Source organism: Sinorhizobium sp. 7-81 (assembly GCF_030124405.1).
GTDB lineage: Bacteria > Pseudomonadota > Alphaproteobacteria > Rhizobiales > Rhizobiaceae > Sinorhizobium > Sinorhizobium psoraleae.
Genome location: NZ_JASKLT010000001.1, coordinates 312,028 through 337,001 on the forward strand (window position 1 = coordinate 312,028; position 24,974 = coordinate 337,001).

At 62.7% G+C, this 24,974-nt stretch carries 23 protein-coding genes; 9 read left to right on the forward strand and 14 right to left on the reverse strand.

Annotated elements, in window-relative coordinates:
* Positions 1–182 precede the first annotated feature (182 nt).
* The 5 genes from iolE to QN224_RS01565 form a co-directional block, all read right to left on the reverse strand.
* A complete protein-coding gene (iolE, locus tag QN224_RS01545; RefSeq protein ID WP_283975285.1) occupies positions 183–1,082 on the reverse strand; it encodes a myo-inosose-2 dehydratase in 900 nt (299 codons plus the stop codon).
* Between the two features lie 251 nt (positions 1,083–1,333).
* Positions 1,334–3,187: a 3D-(3,5/4)-trihydroxycyclohexane-1,2-dione acylhydrolase (decyclizing) gene (iolD, locus tag QN224_RS01550; protein WP_283975286.1), complete on the reverse strand. Its 1,854-nt coding sequence runs from the start codon at positions 3,185–3,187 to the stop codon at positions 1,334–1,336.
* A 68-nt stretch (positions 3,188–3,255) separates the two neighbouring features.
* Positions 3,256–5,208: a 5-dehydro-2-deoxygluconokinase gene (iolC, locus tag QN224_RS01555; protein ID WP_283975287.1), complete on the reverse strand. Its 1,953-nt coding sequence runs from the start codon at positions 5,206–5,208 to the stop codon at positions 3,256–3,258.
* A gap of 109 nt (positions 5,209–5,317) precedes the next feature.
* Complete coding sequence (locus QN224_RS01560; RefSeq protein WP_283975288.1) at positions 5,318–6,181, reverse strand: MurR/RpiR family transcriptional regulator; 864 nt, start codon at positions 6,179–6,181, stop codon at positions 5,318–5,320.
* Positions 6,182–6,442: 261 nt separating this feature from the next.
* Positions 6,443–7,573 carry a Gfo/Idh/MocA family oxidoreductase gene (locus QN224_RS01565; protein WP_283975289.1) on the reverse strand — a complete coding sequence of 377 codons (1,131 nt, stop codon included), beginning with the start codon at positions 7,571–7,573 and terminating at the stop codon, positions 6,443–6,445.
* Positions 7,574–7,831: 258 nt separating this feature from the next.
* On the opposite strand from QN224_RS01565, the gene QN224_RS01570 reads away from it, so the two are divergent.
* Positions 7,832–8,674 (forward strand): class II glutamine amidotransferase, encoded by an 843-nt coding sequence (locus QN224_RS01570; RefSeq protein WP_283975290.1) that lies wholly within the window; start codon positions 7,832–7,834, stop codon positions 8,672–8,674.
* 12 nt (positions 8,675–8,686) lie between these two features.
* Here the strand turns inward: QN224_RS01570 and coaBC are convergent, their stop codons facing one another.
* From coaBC to ubiE, 8 genes are all read right to left on the reverse strand, one after another.
* Positions 8,687–9,895: a bifunctional phosphopantothenoylcysteine decarboxylase/phosphopantothenate--cysteine ligase CoaBC gene (gene coaBC / locus QN224_RS01575; protein WP_283975291.1), complete on the reverse strand. Its 1,209-nt coding sequence runs from the start codon at positions 9,893–9,895 to the stop codon at positions 8,687–8,689.
* Positions 9,896–9,981: 86 nt separating this feature from the next.
* The gene (locus QN224_RS01580) at positions 9,982–10,452 is read right to left on the reverse strand and encodes a nucleoside deaminase (protein WP_283975292.1); all 471 of its coding nucleotides are present in this window, start codon (positions 10,450–10,452) and stop codon (positions 9,982–9,984) included.
* Between the two features lie 14 nt (positions 10,453–10,466).
* Positions 10,467–11,060, reverse strand: coding sequence for an ankyrin repeat domain-containing protein (locus QN224_RS01585; protein WP_283976078.1), 594 nt, complete (start codon positions 11,058–11,060; stop codon positions 10,467–10,469).
* 113 nt (positions 11,061–11,173) lie between these two features.
* The gene (locus QN224_RS01590; protein ID WP_283976079.1) at positions 11,174–11,953 is read right to left on the reverse strand and encodes an SDR family oxidoreductase; all 780 of its coding nucleotides are present in this window, start codon (positions 11,951–11,953) and stop codon (positions 11,174–11,176) included.
* 184 nt (positions 11,954–12,137) lie between these two features.
* Positions 12,138–12,398 carry a hypothetical protein gene (locus QN224_RS01595; protein WP_283975293.1) on the reverse strand — a complete coding sequence of 87 codons (261 nt, stop codon included), beginning with the start codon at positions 12,396–12,398 and terminating at the stop codon, positions 12,138–12,140.
* Between the two features lie 152 nt (positions 12,399–12,550).
* Positions 12,551–13,054: a GNAT family N-acetyltransferase gene (locus QN224_RS01600; protein ID WP_283975294.1), complete on the reverse strand. Its 504-nt coding sequence runs from the start codon at positions 13,052–13,054 to the stop codon at positions 12,551–12,553.
* A gap of 229 nt (positions 13,055–13,283) precedes the next feature.
* Complete coding sequence (gene ubiB, locus QN224_RS01605) at positions 13,284–14,858, reverse strand: 2-polyprenylphenol 6-hydroxylase (protein WP_283975295.1); 1,575 nt, start codon at positions 14,856–14,858, stop codon at positions 13,284–13,286.
* Between the two features lie 4 nt (positions 14,859–14,862).
* On the reverse strand, positions 14,863–15,639 hold the full coding sequence (ubiE, locus tag QN224_RS01610) for a bifunctional demethylmenaquinone methyltransferase/2-methoxy-6-polyprenyl-1,4-benzoquinol methylase UbiE (RefSeq protein ID WP_283975296.1): 777 nt from the start codon (positions 15,637–15,639) through the stop codon (positions 14,863–14,865).
* A 271-nt stretch (positions 15,640–15,910) separates the two neighbouring features.
* On the opposite strand from ubiE, the gene mutM reads away from it, so the two are divergent.
* From mutM to dnaA, 4 genes are all read left to right on the forward strand, one after another.
* Complete coding sequence (gene mutM, locus QN224_RS01615; RefSeq protein WP_283975297.1) at positions 15,911–16,801, forward strand: bifunctional DNA-formamidopyrimidine glycosylase/DNA-(apurinic or apyrimidinic site) lyase; 891 nt, start codon at positions 15,911–15,913, stop codon at positions 16,799–16,801.
* 38 nt (positions 16,802–16,839) lie between these two features.
* The gene (locus QN224_RS01620; protein WP_283975298.1) at positions 16,840–17,613 is read left to right on the forward strand and encodes an enoyl-CoA hydratase; all 774 of its coding nucleotides are present in this window, start codon (positions 16,840–16,842) and stop codon (positions 17,611–17,613) included.
* Positions 17,614–17,805: 192 nt separating this feature from the next.
* On the forward strand, positions 17,806–18,072 hold the full coding sequence (gene rpsT, locus QN224_RS01625; protein ID WP_173511138.1) for a 30S ribosomal protein S20: 267 nt from the start codon (positions 17,806–17,808) through the stop codon (positions 18,070–18,072).
* 1,016 nt (positions 18,073–19,088) lie between these two features.
* On the forward strand, positions 19,089–20,534 hold the full coding sequence (gene dnaA / locus QN224_RS01630) for a chromosomal replication initiator protein DnaA (protein WP_246299645.1): 1,446 nt from the start codon (positions 19,089–19,091) through the stop codon (positions 20,532–20,534).
* A gap of 48 nt (positions 20,535–20,582) precedes the next feature.
* On the opposite strand, the gene gcvA is transcribed toward dnaA, so the two are convergent.
* A complete protein-coding gene (gene gcvA, locus QN224_RS01635) occupies positions 20,583–21,467 on the reverse strand; it encodes a transcriptional regulator GcvA (protein WP_283975299.1) in 885 nt (294 codons plus the stop codon).
* Positions 21,468–21,606: 139 nt separating this feature from the next.
* On the opposite strand from gcvA, the gene QN224_RS01640 reads away from it, so the two are divergent.
* The 4 genes from QN224_RS01640 to QN224_RS01655 all read left to right on the forward strand — a co-directional run bounded on the left by QN224_RS01640 (position 21,607) and on the right by QN224_RS01655 (position 24,965).
* Positions 21,607–22,566 (forward strand): DMT family transporter, encoded by a 960-nt coding sequence (locus QN224_RS01640; protein ID WP_336621100.1) that lies wholly within the window; start codon positions 21,607–21,609, stop codon positions 22,564–22,566.
* 195 nt (positions 22,567–22,761) lie between these two features.
* On the forward strand, positions 22,762–23,136 hold the full coding sequence (locus tag QN224_RS01645; protein WP_173511136.1) for a YciI family protein: 375 nt from the start codon (positions 22,762–22,764) through the stop codon (positions 23,134–23,136).
* Positions 23,133–24,407, forward strand: a complete 1,275-nt coding sequence (locus tag QN224_RS01650; RefSeq protein WP_283975300.1) for an RNA polymerase sigma factor — start codon at positions 23,133–23,135, stop codon at positions 24,405–24,407. Before QN224_RS01645 ends, QN224_RS01650 begins: the two co-directional genes overlap by 4 nt.
* A 75-nt stretch (positions 24,408–24,482) precedes the next feature.
* A complete protein-coding gene (locus tag QN224_RS01655) occupies positions 24,483–24,965 on the forward strand; it encodes an SRPBCC family protein (RefSeq protein ID WP_283975301.1) in 483 nt (160 codons plus the stop codon).
* Positions 24,966–24,974: the final 9 nt, after the last annotated feature.

Sequence of the window (24,974 nt, forward strand, 5' to 3'; positions counted from 1 at the left end):
GTGACGGTCTCCTGTTGTTCGATCGGGGCGGCTCGGCGCTTAAGTCCCTCACCATAGCCCTCTCCCCGCAGGCGGGGAGAGGGGACTTAAGGGGGCGCGGCATATCCCTTCTCCCCGCCTGCGGGGAGAAGGTGCCGGCAGGCAGATGCGGGGTGTTACCTGTCAAGCCGGATGAAGGAGGCTTACTTATCCAGCCCTGCTTCTTTCGCAAACGCCTTCAGCGATTTCAGCCCAAGCGACTGATATTCGAACGGATTGCGCACGGCCGAATCCTGCTCCGCCTCGATCACCAACCAACCATTATAGCCGTGTTCGGCTGCGATTTTCAGCACCGGGAGGAAGTCGACGCCGCCTTCGGAGTCGCCCGGCACCGTGAAGACGCCACGACGCACGCCCTCGAGGAAGGAGAGGCCCTGGCTTTCCACTTCCTCGCGGATCGCCGGACGGACATTCTTGCAATGGATATGGCGAACACGGTGCATGTATTTCCGCGCGACTTCCGCCGGATCGGAGCCGCCGAACCAGGCGTGGCCGGTGTCGAGCAGCAGCTTCGTCGCCGGGCCGGTATGCTGCATCAGCAGATCGATCTCCTCGCCGGTCTGGACGATCGTGCCCATGTGATGGTGATAGACGAGATCAATGCCCTGGTCGGCGCAATACTGAGCGATCGCTTCGAGATCGGTGCCGAACTTCTTCCACTGGTCCGCCGGCAGAACCGGCTTGTCGTTGGCGACGGACTTCGAATCGTCACCGTGAATGGCGTTGGAGGTTTCGCAGACGATCGCCACCTTGCAGCCGTTGTGCTTCAGGAGATCGAGATGCGGCTGGATCGCCTTCTTCTCGGCTTCGACATCGTGCGTCAGAAGATTGGTGGAGTGCCAGCCGGAAACGAAGACGAGATCGTAGGAGGCGAGCTTCTGCTTCAGGGCTTCCGGATCGGACGGCATCTTGTGGCCCTTCTCGATGCCGTCGAAGCCGATCTTCTGGCAATCGGAAAGGCAATCCTCGAGCGTCAAATGCGCGCCGATCGAATGATCGTCGTCATTGCTCCAGGCAATCGGGTTGGTTCCGTAGCGGATCATGTTTTTTCACTTCCTATTCGTCGTCTGCTTGAAGCCGATGCCTCGTTATCGTTTGGCACGCAAGGCCCCTCATCCGGCTGCCGCCACCTTCTCCCCGAGAGGAGGGAGAAGGGACTCGCGGCGCCGACTTTGTCCCCTCTCCCCGCTTGCGGGGAGAGGGCTAGGGTAAGGGGCCGCTAAACTTCTTTCGCCGTGTGGCCTAGGCACAAAAAGCGTCCGCGCAAAAAAAACGCGAGCGCCATTTGTGGCGATCAGCCGAAGCGCTGCGATTGGAGCGCCTTTTCGTAGCCTTCACGGGCGGCGTTTACCTGGCCGCGCTCCGACACTTCGGGAACGGCGACATCCCACCAATGGCCGCCGGCTTCCGTGGTGATCAGCGGATCGGTATCGATGACGATGACGGTCGTGCGCTGCTCTTGCGCCGTTTCGGCGAGTGCGGCTTCAAGTTCCGGGATCGAGGCGACCTTGCGGGTGACGGCGCCCATAGCCCCGGCATGAGCGGCAAAATCGATGCCCGGCAGCATCACGTGATGCGTGTCCTTCAACAGATTGTTGAAGTTGGCGCCGCCCGTTGCCATCTGCAGCCGATTGATGCAGCCATAGCCGGCATTGTCGAGGAGCACGACCGTGATCTTGGCGCCGAGCATGATCGAGGAGGCGATCTCGGAGTTCAGCATCATGTAGCTGCCGTCGCCGACCATGACGATCACGTCGCTGTCGGGCTTGGCGAGCTTGACGCCGAGACCGCCGGCCACTTCATAGCCCATGGTCGAGAAGCCGTATTCCATATGATAGCTGCCTGGCGCGTCCGCCTGCCATAACTTGTGCAGTTCGCCCGGCAGGCCGCCGGCGGCGCAAACGAGCGTCGTCTTCTTGCCGCCACGGGCGCGCTGGACGGCACCGATCACCTGGGCATCGGAGGGGAGCGTCGCATTGGTGGTGGCCGTCGCCTTGTCGGCTGCCTCCAGCCACGCGGTCTTTTCGGCCTTGGCCTTCTCGGTCCAGGCGCTGTCGGCCTTGTACCCGCCGAGGCCACCGGAGATCCGGTTGAGGCCGGCCCGCGCATCGGCGATTAGCGGCAGGCCGTTGTGCTTGCCGGCGTCAAAAGGCTGGACGTTGAGGCCGATGATCTTCAGCCCATGGTTCTTGAAGAGAGCCCAGGAGCCGGTGGTGAAATCCTGGAGCCGCGAGCCGACGGCGAGCACAACATCGGCCTCCTCGGCGAGCGCGTTGGAGGCGGAGGTGCCCGTGACGCCGACCGATCCCATGTTGAGCGGGTGCATGTGCGGCAGCGAGGACTTGCCGGCCTGGGTTTCGACCACGGGAATACCGTGCTTTTCGGCGAAGTTCGCCAATTCCGCGCTCGCTTCCGAATAAAGCACGCCGCCGCCGGCGACGATGATCGGCTTCTTCGCGGCCTTGAGGGTAGCGATCGCCGTGGCCAGTTCGTCGAGATCGGGCTCGATCCGCCGGGGTACCCATACCTTCTCGTCGAAGAAGGATTCCGGATAGTCATAGGCTTCCGCCTGGACGTCCTGGCAGAGCGAGAGCGTGACCGGACCGCAATCGGCCGGGTCGGTCAAAACCTGCATGGCGCGGCGGAGCGCCGATATGATCTGTTCGGGCCGGGTGATGCGGTCGAAATAGCGCGAGACCGGGCGGAAGCAGTCGTTTGCCGAGATCGTGCCGTCTCCGAAACTTTCCACCTGCTGCAGCACCGGGTCGGGCCGGCGGTTGGCGAAGACATCGCCGGGCAGAAGAAGAACCGGCAGCCGGTTGACATGGGCGAGCGCCGCCGACGTCACCATGTTGAGCGCGCCCGGCCCGATCGAGGTCGTGCAGGCCATGAAGCGGCGGCGGAAGTTCGCCTTGGCAAACCCGATCGCCGCATTCGCCATGCCCTGCTCGTTCTGAGCGCGGTAGGTCGGCAACGTTTCCCTGATGGAGTAAAGCGCCTCGCCGACGCCGGCGACGTTGCCGTGGCCGAAAATGGCAAAGACGCCGCCGAAGATCGGCACGCGCTCCCCATCGATGATCGTCATCTGTTTGGTCAGGAACCGCGCCACGGCCTGGGCCATGGTGAGGCGCACGGTTTTCTGGCTCATCGTCTGTTTCCTCCTCGCGAGCGAAATTCTTGCTTCGCCCTTTCCGCTGCATTGTCGCCCGCGCGATCCTATGCAGCCTTTGTTTCACCCAGTTGCAGCCAGAGATCCACCAGCGCCTTGAACCTTGCCGCCATGTCGGCGATCGCCTGCTCGTCGGTGATCGCGCCGGCGAGCCAGGCCTTGCTCGCGTCGGCGAAGATCGTCCGGCCGACCGCGAAGCCCTTGACCGTCTTCGACGTCCGGGCGGCGGCAAAGCCATCCTTCAGCACCTCGTAGGGCGCCTCGAGGCCAAGCAGGACGACGCCGCGGCAGAGCGGGTCGCGCGTTTCGATCACGGCGTCGATGGCGGCCCAGGCGCCGCGACTTGCCTGCGGTTCCAGTTTCCACCAATCAGGTTTCAGGCCGGCATCGTAAAGTTCGCCGAGCGCCCGCGGAATAGTCAGATCGTCAAGCTTGCCGTGCTTGCCGGCAATGATTTCGATCAATATCTCGCGCCCGACCTTGCGCGCCGCCTCGAAGGCGGAGCGAAGCTTGGCGATCTGCGCGGCCTTGAGCTCAATCGGATCATCGGGGTGGAAGAACGAGAGCACCTTGATGCAATGATCGACAGGCCAGTCGATGAGGCGACTGCCGAGGTCCTGGCTGAATTCGAACTGCAGCGGACGCGAGCCGGGAAGCTCGATCGGCTTGGCGATCCAGAAATCGCGGTAGGCGCCGGCCGCATAGAGTGCATCGCGGCCGTATTTGTCGTCGATCAGCATGCCGAAGCCGGGGCGTCCGGCGGCGACCTGGGCCGCAGCCTTGACCGCAAGCACCTTGAAGGCGGGGATGCGCGCCAGCAATTCCGGCTTGCCTTCCGCGATGTCTTCCAACTGGCTGCGGTGATCGATGGCGAGCGCCATCAGGAGCGGGATATCGCGGCGGCGGGTCGTCGCCCAATGGACGTGGTTGATCGCCTCGTCCTTGCGGAGCGCTTTTTCCTTGCTGCCTTTTTCGAGGAAGAATGTGAGTTCGGTCCAGGTCGGGATTTCCGGCGCGCAGAGCAGGCGCGACACCGCGAACGCGCCGCAGGCGTTGGCCCAGGTGGCAGACGTCGCATGCGGTTCGCCGGTCAGCCAGCCGCGCAGGAAGCCGGACATGAAGGCATCACCCGCGCCCAGCACGTTGTAAACCTCTATCGGAAAGCCCTTGCCGACGATGCCATCTTCGAGATTGTCCGAGATCGGTCCGTCATAGACGATGCAGCCCATCGGGCCGCGCTTCAGAACGATCGTTGCTTCAGACAGCGAGCGGATAGTCTTGAGAGCCTTGAGCAGATCGCTTTCGCCGGAGGCGATCAGGACCTCTTCCTCCGTGCCGACGATGAGGTCGCAGTCGGCGAGAACAGTCTTCAGGTGGGCGGAGACGCGGTCGGAGGCGATATAGCGGCTTTCGCCGGCGTCGTGGCCCGCAAGTCCCCAGAGATTGGGGCGATAGTCGATGTCGAAGACGACCTTCGCGCCGCTCTCCTTGGCAATGCGTATCGCCTTGCGCTGGGCGGCATCGGTATTCGGTTTGGAGAAATGCGTCCCCGAAACGAGGACCGCGCCCGCGGAACGGATGAAGTCTTCCGCCACATCGTCCTCGCAGAGCGCGTTGTCTGCGCAGTTGTCGCGATAGAAAAGCAGCGGGAAGGACTTTTCGTTTTCGACGGCAAGGATCGCGAGCGCCGTCAAACGCTCGGGATCCGTCACGATGCCGCGGGTCTCGACACCCTCGCGCGCCAGTTGCTCGCGGATGAAGCGGCCCATCTGCTCGTCGCCGACACGCGTCAGCAGTGCCGATTTCAGCCCGAGACGCGCGGTTCCGACCGAGATGTTGCAGGGGCAGCCGCCGACCGATTTGGCAAAGCTTGCCACGTCCTCCAGCCGCGTGCCGATCTGCTGGCCGTATAGATCGACCGAGGCCCGGCCGATCGTGATGAGGTCGAGGGGCTTGGCTCCCTTTGCCGACGGGCTTTGGGCCGATGGACTCTGGCTCACTGCTTCCTCCCCGCGGACGCCGCGCCGGCGCCGACAATTATGATTATGTCATGGGCGATGAGGTTATGAAACATAAATTCCGTCATTTCGTCAATATGGAATTTTCATTCTATTGACTGTTGCCGCCGTCCGTCAGGCGCTGCCGCTTCTCGGCGATCGCCACCGTCAGCGCCATTGCGAAGGCCATGCTTGCGGAAAGTGAACGGAAGCCGGCGTGATCGGCTTCGACCAGCTCGAACCAGACCTTCGACGATTCCGCGAGCGGCGAGAAAGCCGAGTCGGTAAGCGATATGACCGGCACCTTGCGGCTGGCGAGGAAACGCGCCTGGCTCGCGCTTTCCGAGGCGTAGGGCGAAAAGCTGACCGCGAAGGCCGCGTCCTGCCTGTTCGCCATCGCCAGCATGTCGTCGTCGATGCCGGCCGCCGTTCCGACATGCTGGTATTTCACCTTCAGCTTGCCGAAGGCGTAGGCCATGTAGCTGGAAATCGGATAGGAGCGGCGTTTGGCGATGAGATAGATCGTATCGGCCTTGGCGAGGATATCGACCGCGCGCTCGAAGGCCTCCGGGTCGACGGACGTGGCGACATTGTCCAGCGATCGATGGGCGGCGGCGACGAAGCCGTTGAAGATCGAGCCGCTTTCGAGCTTGCTGTGTTCGTTCTGGCTCAGCGCTTTCAACCGCTCTTCGTAGCCGGGCGTGCGTTCCCGTAGCCTCGCCCGAAAAATCTGCTGCAGGCTCGAAAACCCCTCGAAACCGAAATGCTGCGCAAAGCGCACGAGCGTCGACGGCTGGACGTCGGCGGACGTCGCGATGCTTGCCGCCGTGCCGAAGGCGATCTCGTCCGGATTGTCGAGCGAATAGGCGGCGACCTGCTTCAGCCGCTTCGGCAGTTGCGCCTTGCGTTCGAGAATGACGGCCTTCAGCGCCTCGAAATCCTGAGGGACGTCCATGGTCGTCTCCGGCGTTGGCATCGTTCGGAATCTCCAGACTCGTCTGTTTCGTTGCCTCATTCTATTCGATTGATTGCGGTCGCGGTAGAATGGATGTTCCATTTTTCCGTTCTTTGCTTTGGGCGGTTTTCGGCCCCTCATCTGACCTGCCGGTCACCTTCTCCCCGCAAGCGGGGCGAAGGAGAACCGCGGCAAGCGCCGGCGCAAAGTCCCTCTCCCCGCTTGCAGGGAGAGGGCAGGGTGAGGGGCATATTCCTGAGCGTTCCCCAGGTCTCGACACCCTCAGCCGATTTCGACCCATTCGTTGGTCCGGGCCGATTGGTAGGTCGCCGACAGCACCTTCTGCACCTCATAACCTTCGCGGAAATCGGTCGAAGGCTTGCCGCCTTTGGCGATCGCGTCGAGAAACTCGTGCACTTCGATCGCCTTCAGATCGTTGAAGCCGATCTGGTGGCCCGGCGCCACGCAGAAGGCGCCGTAGGGCGGGTGCTCCGGTCCGGCCCAGATCGTGCGGAAGCCACGACTACGGATGTCGTCGCCCGCATAGTAGACCTTGATCTCGTTCAGCCGCTCCTGGGTGAAGACAATGCTGCCCTTCGATCCGTAGATTTCGAAGTCATGCTGCATCTTGCGGCCGGTGGCGATCCAGCTTGCCTCGAAACTGCCGGTCGCGCCGCTCTCGAATCGCACGAAGGCGCGGGTGATATCGTCCACTTCGACGGCACGCGTTTCGGCAGCGCCCAGCGAGACCGGGCGCTCAGGGATTTGGATGACAGTTTCGGCGAGAACCGACCTGATCGGCCCGACAAGATGGCGCATGGAGGCGATGATGTGGCTGCCGATATCGGCAAGCGCGCCGCCGCCGCTCCGTGGGTCGAGCCGCCAGCCCCACGGAACATTCGCATCCGCCATGAAATCTTCGGCATGAATGCCGCGCATTGAGCGGATTTCGCCGATCTCTCCACTTTCGATGATGTCCTTGGCTAGAAAGATCAGCGGGTTCTTGAGGTAGTTGAAGCCGACCTGAGTGACGATGCCGGCCTTCTCTGCCGCTGCCACCATTTCCGCGCAGTCGGTGACTGTCGGCGCCAGAGGCTTTTCGCAATAGACATGTTTACCGTGGGCGATGGCGGCAACGGCCATCTCCTTGTGGAGAAGGTTCGGCGTGGTGATGTCGATGATGTCGATGTCCGGATCGGTCAACAGGTTTCGCCAGTCCGCCGTTGCCTTGCGGAAACCGAGGCGCCCGCGCGCCGCCTCGGCGCTATCCTGCGTCACGTCCGCGACAGAAACCAGATCCAGTTCGAAGGGAAGATCGAAAACCCGCGCTGCAATTGTGAAGCCAAGGGCGTGGGCCTTTCCCATGAAACCCGTGCCGATCAGGCCTACGCCCAGTTTGCGTTTGCCGCCCATGCCATTCCTCCCGGGCAAAAAGCCCATTGCGTTCGGTGGAAATGAAATGAAATGTGCGAATGTTGTCAATATGGAATATTTGTTCGAAAGCGAGTCCGGCCCGATGATGTGCCGCGAGTGACGGAATCGGACCGGCGAATCGGCTACGAACAACGGGCACAGGGGTGAATTTGTTAACGCATTTTTACCATGTTCCATTGGAACATCGCCGATGGTTAACGAATCGCTTCGAAAGAGCCGAACCGGAGTGACGGAAGCATGTGCCGTTGGGCAGCCTATCGCGGAGAGCCGCTCTATCTCGAGGAACTCGTAACCTCTCCTGCGCACTCGCTCATCGAACAGTCTCATTGTGCCACGCGCGCAAAGACGGCGACCAACGGCGACGGTTTCGGCATTGCCTGGTACGGCGATCGTCCGGAACCCGGCCGCTATCGTGACGTCCTTCCGGCCTGGTCGGACTGCAATCTGAGGAGCATCGCCCGGCAGATCCGCTCGCCGCTATTTCTCGCCCACGTCCGTGCGGCGACCGGTGGCGGCACGCGCCGCGACAATTGCCATCCCTTTGTCTTCGGACGCTGGTCCTTCATGCACAACGGCCAGATCGGCGATTTCGAGCAATTGCGCCGGCCTATGGAGAGCATGCTCGACAATGATCTCTATGCGGCGCGCACCGGCACGACGGATTCGGAACTGCTCTTCCTTCTCGCTTTGCAGTTCGGTCTCGACCGCGACCCGCTTGGTGCGATCGCCGAGGCGCTCGCCTTCGTCGAACGGCTTGCCGACCGCCTGGGGCGCCCGCCGCTCGTCCGCTTCACGGCCGCCTTGTCCGATGGACGGAACCTTTACGCGGTACGTTACGCCACCGACTGGAACGCACCGACGCTCTACGCGGCGCCGATGGGCGCCAGCGGCGGCTACTGTCTGGTCTCCGAACCGCTCAACGACGACGACAATGCCTGGGTCGAGATTCCGGACGGCGCAGCCGTCATCGTCGGCGAAAACGGTGTCGACGTGCGCCTTTTCGGTACTGCCGAGATCGAGGCACGGGAATGTCCGGTAGCGGATGTGCCACGTGGCGCTGTGGCGCGGCAGTCGATTTGATCTCGCGACCGGCTATTGCGAAAGCGCGTCGGCAATGCGCGCGGCAAGCTTTGCCGCCACGTCTTCCTTGTCCATGTCCGGCCAATCTTCGACGCCGTTGCGACCGATCAGCTTCACGCGGTTGCGATCGCCACCCATGATGCCGGTCGCGGGCGAGACATCGTTCGCGAGAATGTAATCGGCGCCTTTCCGTTCCAGCTTGGCGCGGCCGTTGTCGGCAACATTTTCCGTTTCGGCGGCAAAGCCGATCACCAGCTTTGGCCGTGAGGGGTGATGGCCGATCGTTCTAAGAATATCGGGGTTCTCCGCAAGCTGGAGCGGAGGAGGGGCTTCACCCGGTTTCTTCTTGATCTTGTTGCCGGCGGCGGAGGCAACGCGCCAGTCCGCGACCGCCGCGACCATTACGGCAACATCGGCCGGGAGCGCGGCAAGCACCGCATCGCGCATTTCCTCCGCGCGCTCGATATGGACCACGCGAATGCCTGCGGGATCGGGGATCGTCACCGGACCGGAGACAAGCGTGACCTCCGCTCCGAGCTTCGCGAGTGCCGCGGCGATCGCATGCCCCTGCTTGCCGGACGAGCGGTTGGCGATGTAACGCACCGGGTCGATCGGCTCATGCGTCGGCCCGGAGGTGACGATGGCCTTCCGCCCCGCTAAAGGTTTTTCCCCACCGTTCACCAGTTGCTCGACCGCCGCCACGATCTCGAGCGGTTCGGCCATCCGGCCTTCGCCTGCTTCACCGCCCTCGGCCATTTCGCCCGTGGCGGGGCCGACGAAATGAACCCCGTCGCCGGCCAGGGTTCTGCGATTGCGACGCGTTGCCGGATGCGCCCACATTTTCGGATTCATCGCCGGCGCGAGCAGAATGGGCCGATCGGTCGCCAGGAGGATGGTGGAGGCGAGGTCGTTGGCGTGACCGTTCGCCAGTTTGGCCATCAGATCGGCGGTTGTCGGGGCAACGACGACGAGATCGCATTCGCGCGCCAGCCGGATATGGCCGACATCCTGCTCGTCCTCGCGCGAGAAAAGGTCGGTGAAGACATGGGAGGCGGAAAGGGCGCCGACGGCCAGCGGCGTCACGAACTCCTGCGCGGCCGCCGTCATCACCGGCCGGATCTCGGCGCCGCGCTCGCGCAGACGACGAATGAGATCCAGGCTCTTGTATGCGGCGATGCCGCCGGAAATGATCAGAAGTATGCGTTTGCCGGAAAGTGTCATTCCGCTTCGGCTCTCAGCCGCTCCTTGTTCTTTAATCGCGAACCTACCCGACGGGCCTGCCGCATGCAATTGGAGCGGTGCAGCCGCTATCTTGTCCGCTGAAGCTTCTGCCACGCGGCATAAAGCGGCACTTCATCTTGCGCTTCAAGGCGCACATGGCGAGGGCGCATGGCCTGTTCCGCGATCGGCCTGGCCAGTTCCGTGTAGATTGCAGCCGTCGACAGTCCGTAAGGCTCCGCTTGCGCATTCGAATGGGCGTAGGCGATCTCGGTAATGCCCGCCATGCGCATCGCGGCAAGACACATCGGGCACGGCTGGCCGCTGGCGTAGACGGCGCAGCCCTCAAGCCGCAACGTTCCAAGCGCCTTTGCCGCGGAACGTAACGCATTGAGTTCCGCGTGCGAGGTCGGGTCGCCCGTCTGAACCATTTCGTTGACGCCGGTCGCGATCACCTCGCCATTTTTGACCACGACGGCGCCGAAGGGGCGGCCGCCGTTTTCCATATTGCTGCGTGCGAGCGACAAGGCCTCGCGTAGAAAGCGTTGCTCCTCTGGCATGATTCCCTCCGGTATCAGTGGGCGCCGGCGGCGACTAGAAGGTGTTCGATATCGCCGAAGCCGCGCGCCCGGGCATGGGCGAGGGGCGGGACGCCTTCGCCGTCGGCAAGATTGACGTCAGCGCCGGCATCGATCAGCAGCCTGACGATTTGCGCATGCTTGTGACCGCCGCTACCGAGGATGATCGCGTCAAGGAGCGCCGTCCAGCCGAGGCGATTGACATGGTCGACAGCGACGCCGGCCTCGATCAGGGTCTTCACCGTTTCGACATGACCGCGTTCGGCCGCGGGAATGAGGGCGGTGCCGCCGTAGCGGTTGGTGCTCTTGAGATCGGCCCCATGCGCGAGCGTCATCTTCAGGATTTCGAGATGGCCGCGCGCGCCGGCATAAAGGTAGGGGCTGTCGTCGATGTGGTCCTTGGCGTTGACGTCAGCACCGGCCTCGATGAGGACTCGGGCGGCCTCGACGTTGTTTTCATGCGTGGCGACGAGCAGCGCCGTGGCGCCTGTGTCGTCCCGCGCATCGGTCGTGGCGCCCCGCTCAAGCAGGGCACTGATTTCGACGGCGTCGCCCAGCCGCGCGGCGGCGATCAGTTCTTTCTCCAGCATGGCGGCTCCAGCGATTTCCACATTCAACAGAAACAGGATGGCGACGAGCAATCGCCGCCGCAATGCCTGCCCAGGCTTCATTCGCTCAAGTGACATGCTGGCCCGCCAGCAACTCAAAGCATCGACCGGCTGAGACCGCCGTCGACTGGCAGTGCGATACCGGTGACATAGGCGGCCTGCCGGCTCGCGAGAAAGGCGGCGGCCGCGCCGAATTCGGCGGGCGTGCCGTAACGCCCGATCGGGATTTCGGACTGGCTGCGCGCCGCGACCGTTTCGATGCTGACCCCTTCACTTTCCGCGTCCATGCGGTCGAAGGACAGCGTGCGATCGGTCGCAAGCCGCCCCGGCAACAGCATGTTGACGGTGACGCCGTCCGCCGCGACCTCGCCCGCGAGCGTCTTCATCCAACCGGCAAGCGCACTGCGCAAGGCGTTGGAGGCGCTGAGGCCCGGTATCGGTTCGCGGATGCTGGTCGAAGCGACGGCGATGATGCGGCCGAAGCGCCGCTCGCGCATGCCCGGCAGCAGGCGGTGCGTGATGCGCATGCCAGCGAGCACCATCGCCTCGAATTGTCTTCGCCAGAAATCGGGATCGATATCGGCCGCAGGCGTCGGCGGCGGACCGCCGCCGTTCAGGACCAGAATGTCGACCGGGCCGAACTCGGCGGTCAGCCGATCCAGAAAGGGGTCGATCGTTTCGGGTTTGGTAAGATCGAGGGCAAAGCCGGCTGCGGCTGGATGGATCTCGGCGGCGATCTTGCCGCTCGCATGCATGTCCCTGCCGGTCAGCGCGACGGCAACACCTTCGGCGGCAAGCGCTTCGGCGATACCGCGCCCAAGTCCCTTGCTGCCGCCGAGCACGAGAGCCCGTTTGCCTTCGATACCGAGATCCATGATCCAGTCCTCCACCTTCATCGCTACTCGTGCTGTTGGAGCGCGCCCGAGCGACGTCGTCAATGGGCAGGGGGAGGAAAAATGGCGCGCCAGGGTCGGTGCCCGGCAGACCAACGATTCCACAAGCAATTCAGAAAACCCGGCCGCAAGCGACCGGGTTTGCTCATTATCCGGATTTACCGGGTTAGCGACAGATCCGGACTCGTCTGATGTAGAAGTTGCCAAAACGGTCGTGGCGCTTCACTTTCCTGATAAAGCAATAGGGTTCGTAATAGTCGCTGTAATAGGGACCGTCGTAATAGCTGCCGGCGAAGCCGGCGCGGCCGCTCCAACCGTGATGGTAATGGCCGTTGCCGAAGCCGATCGAGAAGCCGCCGGCTTCGGAAGGAGCGGCAAATGAAATGGTGGTAACCGCGACCGCGGCTGCGATGATGATCTTGCGCATGACGTCCTCTCCTCCGAGCTCGGGATGACCTTTCGTCATCCGTGGAGGAACGATCGCATCACGAATGCATATTCGCAGTTTCGAATGGAACATGTGCTCGAGAGGCAACGGAAGCCCCAGCGGAGGTGTCCATCGCAGAGAACCGCTTGCGGTCACGCGCGAATGCGCGCCATGACCAACACGTCGGCGAGCGCGCCGTCCCGTCTCGCCCAGGATTTCAACACGCCCTCGGTTACGAAACCCGCCTGGCGGTAGAGCGCGATCGCAGCTTCGTTGTCAGTGAAGACCGTCAACTCGATGCGAGAAATGCCGAGCCAGCGGTCGGCCGCATCGATCAGCGCGTCGAGCAGGGCCTTGCCGATCCCCCTCCGCCGGTAGTCGTCATGGACGCTCATGCCGAGATCCGCCGCATGCTGCCGTCGTCCGCTGTGACGATGCAGGCCGGCGAGCCCGACGATGCGCCCGTCGAGTTCGGCGACGATGAGCATGTCAGATTCGGTGAGATTTTCGAGCCATTTTCGCGTCTGTTCGGGCGGTGCGAAGGGCAGCCGCAATGTGCCGGCGCGAACGCCGGGCTGGTCGCGTAAGGCGGCGATCGCCTCCCAGTCGGAGACGGAGGCGGCGCGAATGCGGATTTCGGGCGGAGCGGTGGTCATCGTTTCCTCTCATCGGATGTGGGACCGAGGAAACAGAGCCGAACCCTGCTCGCCTCGGCAGGGTTGGCGTGGAGACAGGCTGCTTAGCGCAACAGGTTCCCCGCACACCCTGGGGTCTGCGTGGTTACCATCATCACGAGCGCAAAACGACTGTCCATGGCCGGATGCTACTTCAGGATGCGAAGAAGCGGAAGTGAATTCGGCAGACAAGCGATGGGTTCTATGCCGATCAGGTAAGCAGCCAGGCGATATAGAGGAGCGTCGCCGCGATGATCCAGAGCGCGATGCGGCCGGAGCGCGTATGGCGCGCCTCGGCCTTGCCGATCGCCTCTGCGGTCTCGGCGTCGAAGCGCAGGCCGTCTTCGCTCATCGCCATGATATCCGCCGAGAAGCGCTCCGTCCTAGCGGCAATATCGGGGATCGCTTCGGCTAGCCTGAACGCCGCGTGGAGACCGTCGCGGACATCTGCGACGATGCGCTTCGGCCCGAGATTGTCCCGGATCCATTTGCCGACGACCGGTTCCGAGGCTTTCCACATGTTGAACCGCGGATTGAGAGTACGGGCAACGCCTTCGACGACCACCATGGTCTTCTGCAGCATGACCAGCTCCGGGCGCGTCTGCATGTCGAAAAGCTCGGTGACTTCGAATAGCAGCGTCAAGAGTTTTGCCATCGAGATGGTCTCGGCCGGCTGGCCATGGATCGGCTCGCCGATCGCGCGAATGGCCTGGGCGAAGCTCGCGGCGTCATGGTGCGAGGGAACGTAGCCGGCCTCGAAATGCACGTCGGCGACGCGCTGATAATCGCGCATGATGAAGCCGTAGAGGATTTCGGCGAGAAAGCGGCGTTCCTTCTTGCCGAGCCTCCCGACGATGCCCATGTCGACAGCGACGATGTGACCGGCATTGTCGACGAACAGATTGCCCTGGTGCATGTCCGCGTGGAAAAACCCGTCGCGCAGCGTGTGCCGCAGAAAGGACTGGATGAGCGTTTCGGCGAGCTTGTTGAGGTCGTGGCCGGCCCGCTTCAGACCTTCGATGTCCGACATCTTCACGCCGTCGATCCATTCCATGGTCACGACGTCGCGGCCTGTGCGCTCCCAGTCGACCTTGGGCACGCGAAAACCGGAATCTTCCTTGGTGTTCTCGCCGAGTTCGGAAAGCGCCGCGGCCTCGAGTCTGAGGTCCATTTCGACCTTGGTCGTCTGTTCGATCGTCTTCGTCACCTCGACGGGCTTCAGCCGGCGCGTATAGGGAAGGAACCGCTCCTGCATGCGGGAGACCAGGTACATGGCTTCGATGTCGGCGGCGAAGCGTTGTCGCACACCCGGACGGATGACCTTGACGGCGACCTGTTCGCGACGGCCGTCGCGCATGACGACGGCGGTATGGACCTGCGCGATCGAGGCGGCCGCCATCGGCTCGGAAAATTCGACGAAGAGCTCATCGACGGAGCGGCCGAGCGATCCTTCGATCGCGGCCTTGGCCTCGCTCTGCGGAAACGTCGCCATGCGGTCCTGCAAAAGCGACAGGTCGGCGGCAAGCTCCGCGCCGACGACATCCGGGCGTGTCGCCAGGAACTGGCCGATCTTGACATAAGACGGACCGAGCCGTTCGACGGCGCGGGCAAGCCGTCCGCTGCGCGCTTCGAACCGGGCCCTGCGGCGGGCAAGCAATCCGGCGAGCCTCTGCACGAAACGCGCGAGCGGAGGAAGGTGTTCGGAAGGGACCGCCGAAAAGGCGTCCTCGCGCGCAAGGACCCAGCCGATCCGCACAAGACGGAAATATGCTCCAGGCGTGCTCATGTGGTCAGATTTTCCAGCCGGAATGAAGTGCCGCGATGCCGCCGGTATAATTGGTGAAGCTGACGCGCGAAAAGCCCGCATTCTTGATCATCGCGGCGAAATCGCGCTGGTTCGGAAACTTCCTGATCGACTCGACCAGATACTGGTAGGGAGCGTCGTCGCCCGTGATCAGCTTGCCGAATTTCGGAATCGCGTTGAACGACCAGGCATCGTAGAAACGGTCGAGCAGCGGCATCTCGACCTCGGAAAACTCGAGCACCAGCAGCCGTCCGCCGCGCTTCACGACGCGGTGGGCCTCCTTGAGCGCCACGTCGATGCGCGGCACATTGCGAATGCCGAAGGCGATCGTGTAGGCGTCGAAGGAGTTCGCCGCGAAGGGCAGGTCCTCGGCATTGGCCTCGACGAAGTCGAGATTGGCCGACAGCCCCTTCTTCCTTGCCCGCTCGGCCCCGACGGCGAGCATCGATCCGTTGATGTCGAGCACGGTCGCATGCGCGTGGCGTGCGGAGGCCTCGACGATGCGAAAGGCAATATCGCCGGTGCCGCCGGCCACGTCGAGCACCCGATAGCCCTCCCGGCGCGGCGGATTGAGCGCCGCGATCATCGCGTCCTTCCAGACACGATGGAGCCCGGCCGACATCACGTCGTTCATGATGTCGTAGCGCTTGGCGACCTTGTGGAAGACATCGTTGACGAGCGGCTGCTTCTCGCCTGCGCCGACTTCGCGGAAACCGAAGGAGGTTTCCATGCCGCCATTGGCCGATACGCGCTCATCCGTCATACGAAAAACTCCACTTCAACCAAATTTGCCGGCACCATAGCGAAATCACCTTGTCCGCGCTATCTCAGCGGTGAGGATGCGGCTGCGGCATAGCGCATCCCTACTGCATGTTTTCTTAAATCGCAGCCGATTTAAGAAAACATGCAGTAATTCAAAGTGCTGCAGCGTCCTTTGCGCATCTGATAAGGCGCGCGGCGCTGTATAGGACAACAATGCCGTCAAGGGAATGGCGTGCACGACCGGTGCGCGAGCCAAAGAGGGAAGACGAACAATGCCGGAATTGCCCGAGGTCGAGACGGTGAGGCGGGGACTCGCGCCGACCATGGAAGGGGCGCTTCTCGTGCGGGCCGAACTGCGCAGGCCGGACCTGCGCTTTCCCTTCCCCGACAATTTTTCCGCTTCCGTTGCGGGGCGCCGCATCGTCTCCCTGTCGCGCCGTGCCAAATATCTGATGATCGATCTCGAAGGCGGCGACGTGATCATCGCGCATCTCGGCATGTCCGGTTCGTTCCGGGTCGAGGCCGGCACGGATGCCGATACACCGGGCAGGTTCCATCATCCGCGCGGCAAGGACGAGAAGCACGACCACGTGATCTTTCATCTGAGCGGGCAGTCCGGACCCGCGCGGGTGATCTATAACGACCCGCGTCGCTTCGGTTTCATGGACCTCGCCCGGCGCGACGGGATCGCCGATCACGTCTTCTTCCGCGACCTTGGCCAGGAGCCGACGGGAAATGCGCTCGATGCCGCCTATCTTGCCCAGCGCTTTGCCGGCAAGGCGCAGCCGCTCAAGGCGACGCTCCTGGATCAGAAGATCATTGCCGGTCTCGGCAATATCTATGTTTGCGAGGCGCTGTGGCGGTCGGGCCTGTCGCCCTCCCGTCCGGCCGGCTCGCTGGTGGACAAGCGCGGGCGCGCAAGGCAGGGGCTGGTGACGCTGACAGAGGCGATCCGTGAGGTGATCGCCGAAGCCATCGCCGCCGGCGGTTCCTCATTGAAGGATCACATCCAGACGGACGGCTCGCTCGGTTATTTTCAGCATTCCTTTTCGGTCTATGATCGCGAATGCGAGGCTTGCCGCAAGCCGGACTGCGGCGGTACCGTCGCCCGCATCGTTCATGCCGGGCGTTCGACCTTCTATTGCCCGCGCTGCCAAAAATAGGCGCTCGACCGGGCGCATCCGAACGGAGGAGATCAAGAATGAGTTACGAGACGTTGCTGGTCGAAACACGCGGACGCGTGGGCCTGATCACGCTCAACCGCCCGCAGGCGCTGAATGCGCTGAATTCGACCGTGATGCGGGAGCTCGATGCCGCATTGAAGGCCTTCGACGCCGACAAGGACATCGGCGCGATCGTGCTGACCGGCTCGGAGCGCGCCTTCGCCGCCGGGGCCGACATCAAGGAGATGCAGGCGCTCGATTTCGTCGATTCCTATCTTGGCGACTTTCTGGGCGGCTGGGAGCGGGTCGCCAGCGCCCGCAAGCCGGTGATTGCCGCCGTTTCCGGCTTTGCGCTCGGTGGTGGCTGCGAGCTTGCGATGATGTGCGACATCATCATTGCGTCGGAGACCGCGAAGTTCGGCCAGCCGGAGATCACGCTCGGGGTGATTCCCGGCATGGGCGGTTCGCAGCGTCTTACCCGCGCCGTCGGGAAGGCGAAAGCGATGGATCTGGTGCTGACCGGCCGGATGATGGATGCGGCGGAAGCCGAACGGTCGGGACTCGTTTCGCGTGTGGTGGCGCCCGAAAAGCTGATGGAAGAAGCGTTGGCCGCCGCCGAAAAGATTGCTGGCTTCTCGCTGCCGGCGGTCGTGATGGCCAAGGAGGCGGTCAACCGCTCGCTCGAGGTTACCTTGGCCGAGGGCCTGCGCTTTGAACGGCGGCTTTTCCAGTCGCTCTTTGCAACCGAGGATCAGAAGGAGGGGATGGCTGCCTTCGTCGGAAAGCGCAAGGCAGACTTCCGGCATAAGTGAAGCGGAAACCGCACAGTTTTCTCAAATTTGCGCGTTGACGAGAGGGCGGTTTCCAGCTATACGCCGCCCTCAGCTTGGAACGCCGCAACCCGAGGCTTTCCGATAATGCTCCCGAATTGCTTTGGATGACAGGTCGCAGTGACCCGGCACGGCGAAGGCGGAGTTCATGTCAGTTTTCGAAGAGAGGCATCAATGGCCAATACAACTTCGGCGAAAAAGGCGACCCGCAAGATCGCACGCCGCACCGCAGTGAACAAGGCCCGTCGTTCGCGCGTCCGCAACTTCATCCGCAAGGTTGAAGAAGCCATCGCTGCCGGCGATCAGGCAGTCGCAGCCGCAGCCCTCAAGGCAGCGCAGCCGGAGCTGATGCGCGCCGCCACCAAGGGTGTGCTGCATGCCAACACGGCATCGCGCAAGGTTTCCCGCTTGGCACAGCGCGTGAAGGGCCTTTCGGCCTAACCCGGCTAAATAAAAATCTGTTGATGAAAAGCCCGGCCCTTGCGCCGGGCTTTTCGGATTCATACTTCTGTCACCGCGATGGTGAAACGCCGGGTTTTTGCGTGTGTCATTGCGATGACAAATTTTTAGAAACAATTTCAATGGCTTACGCGAGGTCTTCACGCCGGTGTCGCCGGAGATCGGGGACAGGCGGGGTCCGAAGCGAGTCAAGCGAATTTTTATTTTTTTTCTTTTTCGCCAGCTAAGCAAGCGCGAGAAAATCAAAACCCTTGATTCAAAAGCGATTCTTGATGGACTCAGAATGCGGCAAGCAAAAGGCGGCAAGAGAGTCAACCGGCGGCGTTTAACGATGGGTAAAATTCGCGATTGATCTTGCCGGTCGATCCTGCCTAAATGCCTCCCACAGGGGACACAGACCATATCTGTAAAGGGAAGTGCAGGGCCATTTCGATGAGGTGGCCTCGAGCTTTCTGTTCCCTGTGGCGGGGTCACTCCACGTCGTTCAATCAAACAAGTCAAGATAGAGAAACCGGGCCGATCCTTCGTTCCGGGACGAGGATCTTTCGTCTTGTGGTTGAGGGAATGGCTGGGACGCTCTAAGGAGGACGCCTGTGAGGCGTCCAGGCAGAAGGAGGCAGTCGGGCTGTCCGCTTCGTACGAGGGTGCGGCGCAGCCGGTAACGAGGAATGCGATTTTGCGCGGCTTGAAAGCGGCCGGGTGGAATCGGTAAAGGCGAGGCGCGAGGGGACATTCGCTTGCGAAAGCGGGCGGGTGAGCGCAACGCGCACCGAAGCGGGATATGAGGAGCCCGCTTTCGGTGTGACAGGAGCGTTCGTCGGACGCGGCATGGCTTGAAGGCAGCCGTGGCAGACGGACATAAGAGATGAGGCCGGCAGCAATGACGGCATCGGAGCATGATTTTGGAAGGCGGCAACATGCAGATGAATTTGGCGACGGCAGCTGACGCAGGTCAGGCCGGAAGCAATCAGTCTCAGGCGGCGGGGGAAAAACACGACATGCGGCATGACGCACTTTTTGAGCGCGTAAGTCAGCGTTTGAAAGCACAAGTCGGTCCGGATGTCTTCGCAAGCTGGTTTGGACGTCTCAAGCTCCATTCGATTTCCAAGAGCGTTGTACGTCTTTCGGTGCCCACGACGTTCCTGAAGTCCTGGATCAACAACCGATATCTCGATCTCATCACCAACCTGTTTCAGCAGGAAGACGGCGAAATCCTGAAGGTGGAAATTCTCGTACGCACCGCGACACGCGGTGCGCGTCCGGTTGCCCACGAAGAAGCGATGCCGGCGGCAAGTGAAACGGTTCCGACGACCCCGGCACGACGTCCGGCAGCGGCCCAGTCGATTGCCTCGGTCGCCGCGGCGGCCGTGGCAACCGTGCAGAGACCGGCCCAGGCGCCGCTTTTCGGGTCGCCGCTCGACCAGCGCTACAATTTCGACAGTTTCGTCGAAGGCTCGTCGAACCGCGTGGCGCTCGCCGCCGCGCGCACGATCGCCGAGGCCGGCGCCGGCGCCGTGCGTTTCAATCCGCTTTTCATCCATTCGAGCGTTGGCCTCGGCAAGACGCATCTCTTGCAGGCGATCGCGATCGCCGCCCTGCAGAGCGCCCGGGCGCCGCGCGTCGTCTATCTGACGGCCGAATATTTCATGTGGCGCTTCGCGACCGCAATTCGCGACAACGACGCGCTGTCCCTCAAGGAATCGCTGCGCAATATCGATCTTCTGGTGATCGACGACATGCAGTTCCTGCAAGGTAAGTCGATCCAGCACGAATTCTGCCATCTCTTGAACATGCTGCTCGACTCCGCCAAGCAGGTCGTGGTCGCTGCCGACCGCGCGCCGTGGGAACTGGAATCGCTCGACAGCCGTGTTCGCTCGCGGCTTCAGGGCGGTGTCGCGATCGAGATGGAAGGTCCGGATTACGAGATGCGTCTGGAGATGCTGAAGCGGCGGCTCGAGGCCGCGCGCCAGGACGATGCATCGCTCGATATCCCGACCGATATCCTGTGCCACGTTGCGCGCAATGTCACGGCCAGCGGCCGCGAGCTGGAGGGCGCTTTCAACCAGCTGCTCTTCCGCCGTTCCTTCGAGCCTCAGCTCTCGATCGAGCGCGTCGACGAACTGCTTGGCCATCTCGTCAACGCCGGTGAACCGCGGCGCGTCCGCATCGAGGATATCCAGCGCGTCGTCGCCAAGCACTACAATGTTTCGCGCCAGGAGCTGGTGTCGAACCGACGCACGCGCGTCATCGTCAAGCCACGCCAGATCGCCATGTATCTGTCGAAGACGCTGACGCCGCGCTCGTTCCCGGAAATCGGCCGACGCTTCGGCGGTCGCGATCATACGACGGTGCTGCATGCCGTGCGCAAGATCGAGGAGTTGATCGCGGCGGATACCAAGCTCAGCCACGAGATCGAACTGCTGAAGCGGCTGATCAACGAATAAAGCAGAAAATTCATCTATTTGAAAAAGCCCGGCTGCGTGTCGGGCTTTTTAGCTTTTGCGGACCTGATCGAGAATCCATCTGCGAAAACCTGCCACAGCCGTCCGATCGAGCGCTGGCGCCGGATAGACCAGATAATAGGCGAGGTTCGTCGCAACGCCGCAGGCGAATGGTGCAACAAGCGCGCCTTCCCGAAGTTCGCGCGCGACCAGCGAAAGCCGCACCAGGGCGACGCCGTCGCCCGCCCTTGCCGCTTCGATCGCGCCGTTGCTGTTGATGAAAACCGGCCCTCGTGTGCTCTGAACCTCGCTCGCCCCGACGGCGTCGAGCCACAGCCGCCAATCCTGTCTTTGTACGTCGTGCAGAAGAACGTGGTTGCGAAGGTCGGCCGGCTCTATGAGCGGGCGCGACCGCATCAGCGCCGGGCTCAGCACCGGGACGAGCTCGTCATCGAGCAGGCGTTCGCTCGCAAGACCCGGATGTTGCCCAAAACCATGGCGGATCGCGACATCGACCGCATCCCTGTCGAAGTCCGTCAGCCGGTTCGAGGCATTGAGACGCACGTCGATACCCGGCATGTTCTTCTCGAAATCGTCGAGACGTGGCACGAGCCACTGGGCGGCGAAAGTCGGCGTGCAACTGATCGTCAGCACCGGCGCCCGGTTGCGGGCGGCAAGGTCTTCGGTCGCCTCGCGGATCATCCGAAAGGCGCGCCTCAGCGTCGCGAAATAGGCATTTCCCTCATCGGTCAGCACAAGCTGCCGCGGGCGGCGCTCGAACAGTTTCACCGCAAGTGCAGTCTCCAGCTCGCGCACCTGCAGGCTGACGGCGCCCGGCGTCACGTTGAGCTCGCGGGCGGCCAGCGTCACGCTCAGATTGCGCGCGGCCGCTTCGAAGGCGCGCAGTGCCGACAGCGAGGGGAGCGGCGTTTCCATGATTTAGCCAAACTCAATCAATTCCAGAAAATTGTTCGCTTGGGAAAGTATAACATCTTGTGTGATAAACAAATATGGGAAAGCGCTAGGGCTCCCTGCCTGAAAACATCGGGAAAACTAAATCATGAAGGGAAATGTCATGAGCAGTTCGGCAGGCGCGAGGGTCATGGGTGCGCGGGAATGGGGCATGCTCATCGCCTTGTCCGTGCTGTGGGGCGGGTCGTTCTTCTTCATCGGCATTGCGGTGAAAGCGCTGCCGCCCTTCACTATCGTCGCGCTGCGCGTGACGCTTGCCGCCGCGGCCCTTCTGCTCTTGATCCGCGCTCTTGGGCTCGCGCTGCCGCGCCGGCGCGAGGTATGGCTCGCATTCTTCGGCATGGGACTGCTCAACAACCTCGTTCCCTTTTCGCTGATCGTCTGGGGACAGACGCACATTGCCAGCGGTCTTGCCTCCATTCTCAACGCCACCACGCCGCTTTTCGGCGTTGTCGTTGCCCATCTGCTGACGGATGACGAGAAAATGACGGCGAACAAGCTGACGGGCGTTCTGATCGGTTTCTTCGGTGTCGCGGTGATGATCGGTCCGGCAGCGATTGGCGGCCTCGGCTCGAACGTGCTCGCGCAACTTGCCGTGCTCGGTGCCGCATTTTCCTATTCGCTCGCAAGCGTTTTTGCTCGCCGTTTCAAGCGCATGGGCGTCGCGCCGCTTCTGACGGCGACCGGGCAGGTCAGTGCCTCGAGCTTGATGCTCGTGCCGCTCGCCCTGATCGCCGACCGGCCTTGGACGCTTGCCTTTCCCGGGCTCGACGTCTGGGCCGCACTTCTCGGCATCGCCTTGATCTCGACCGCGCTCGCCTATGTCTTGTTTTTCCGCATCCTCGAAACGTCCGGCGCGACCAATCTGATGCTGGTGACCTTCCTCATCCCCGTCAGTGCCATCCTGCTCGGTGCGGTGTTTCTTGGGGAACGACTCGAGCCCAAGCATTTCCTTGGCATGACCCTGATCGCAGCAGGGCTCGCGGCGATCGACGGCCGGCTGCTGAAGCGGTTGCGGACACTGCCGGCGCAGCGGAAGCTCGGCGGCGAGAAGAAGATCTAGCCCACCAGTTCGCACCGGTAAAATTGGCGACCAATGGGTTGATGGCTTGCTCCTGTCGGAAGCCATCAGCACCGCCGCTTCCGCGATATCGGGCAGGAGCCTGCCCCCGCAGCGGATACTTGCGTGTTTTTTTCGCCCCGCTTGTCGGCTATCTCTAGCGTCGTTCGTCTTGAGATCAGAGCGGGAGAGTTCTCGATGCTTTACGCGGTGTTTTGCTACAATTCGGAAGATGTTACCGGGACCTGGACCAAGGAGCAGGACGGCAAGGTCATGCGCGACATGGCCGCCGTCGAGAAGAAATATGCCGAGGCCGGCAAGCTTGGCCCGGTCGCCCGTCTCCTGCCAACGACCGCGGCGACGACGCTGCGCCACGGCGGCGGCGAACCGATCGTGATCGACGGTCCTTTTGCCGAGACGAAGGAACAGCTGCTCGGATTCTTCATCGTCGACTGCGCCTCGCTGGAGGAGGCCATCGCCTTTTCGCGCGAACTCGGCGAGGTCAATCCCAGCCCCGGCGCCTATGAGATCCGTCCCCTCGCCATCTACAAGCCAAGTGAGCTTCCCTCATGACAGACACTGCCTGGATCGATCTCGCTCTGGTTTCCGCCCGGCCGCAGGCGATGGGTGCACTTCTGCGCTATTTCCGCAACCTCGACATGGCCGAGGAAGCCTTCCAGGAGGCCTGCATCCGGGCATTGAAGACCTGGCCGAAGAGCGGCCCGCCGCGGGATCCCGCCGCCTGGCTGATCTTCGTCGGCCGCAACAGCGGCATCGACAAGGTGCGGCGGCAGGCGCGCGAGACGGCGCTGCCCCCGGAGGAATTGCTTTCCGATCTGGAAGACCGGGAGGATGAACTCGCCGACCGCCTCGACGGGTCGCATTATCGCGACGACATCCTGCGGCTGCTCTTCGTCTGCAGCAATCCGGCCCTGCCGGCGACCCAGCAGATCGCGCTGGCGCTCCGGGTCGTCTCCGGCCTCTCGGTCAAGCAGATCGCGCGTGCCTTCCTCGTCAGCGAAGCGGCAATGGAGCAGCGCATTACCCGAGCCAAGGCGCGTGTCGCTGCAGCGGGCATTCCCTTCGAAACGCCCGATGCCGCCGATCGCGCGGAACGGCTCGCAGCCGTCGCGACAATGATCTATCTCGTCTTCAACGAGGGCTATTCGGCGATGAATGGTCCCGAGGGCGTGTCCGCCGATCTATGCGACGAGGCCATCCGGCTCTCCCGGCTCCTCCTCAGGCTGTTTCCGGGCGAACCGGAAATCATGGGGCTGACGGCGCTGCTGCTTCTCCAGCATTCGCGCGCCAGGGCGCGCTTCGATGCAGAGGGCGCCATCGTTCTGCTCGAGGACCAGGACCGCCGCCTGTGGAACAGGGAAATGATCACCGAGGCGCTCGCGATGATCGACAAGGCCATGCGCCACCGGCGTCCCGGTGCCTACCAGGTTCAGGCGGCAATCGCGGCGCTGCACGCCCGCGCCGCGCGTCCCGAACTGACCGACTGGGAGGAAATCGACCTGCTCTATCAGACGCTCGAACGTCTGCAACCGTCGCCCGTGGTCACGCTCAACCGTGCCGTTGCAGTGTCGAAGCGCGAGGGGCCCGAAGCAGCGCTGGCGCTTGTGGAGCCCCTTGGCGACAGGCTCGCCGGCTATTTCTACTATCACGGCTTGCGCGGGGGCCTGCTCAAGCAGATGGGTCGCGCGGGCGAGGCGCGCATTGCGTTCGACCGCGCCATTGCGCTTGCGACCAACGGCGCAGAGGCCGCCTATATCCGTATGCAGCTCGACCATCTTGCTGCGGAAACGGCCTCCTCCGCGCTCGTCGAAGAAAAACAATAAATTATCGGCTGCCGCTGTCGGAACCTGATTTCCCGGTTCGTCCTTGGACTGAAACCACCACGGAGGAATTTGGAAATGACTGGAACGACCGACATCAAGCCCACCGACGACCGCGAACTGGTGCTGACCCGGCTGATCGATGCGCCACGCGAAAAAGTCTACCGCGCCTGGACCGAGGCCGATCTCTTGAAACAGTGGTTCGCGCCTCTGCCGTGGACGACGCCGAATGCCGAGCTCGACGTCCGGCCCGGGGGCTCAAACCGCATAGTCATGCGCTCGCCGGAAGGCCAGGATTTTCCGAATTTCGGCGTCTATCTGGAAGTCGTGCCGAATGAGAAGCTCGTCGTCACCGACGCTTTTACCGAAGCTTGGAAACCCTCCGAGAAGCCGTTCATGACGGTCATCCTGACCTTCGAAGATGAAGGCGGCAAAACCCGTTACACCGCTAGGGTCCGCCATTGGACCACTGCCGACCGGGAGGCTCACGAGAAAATGGGCTTTCACCAGGGATGGGGTCAATGCGCCGATCAGCTTGCCACCCTCACGGCGAAGCTCTGACTGTTACCT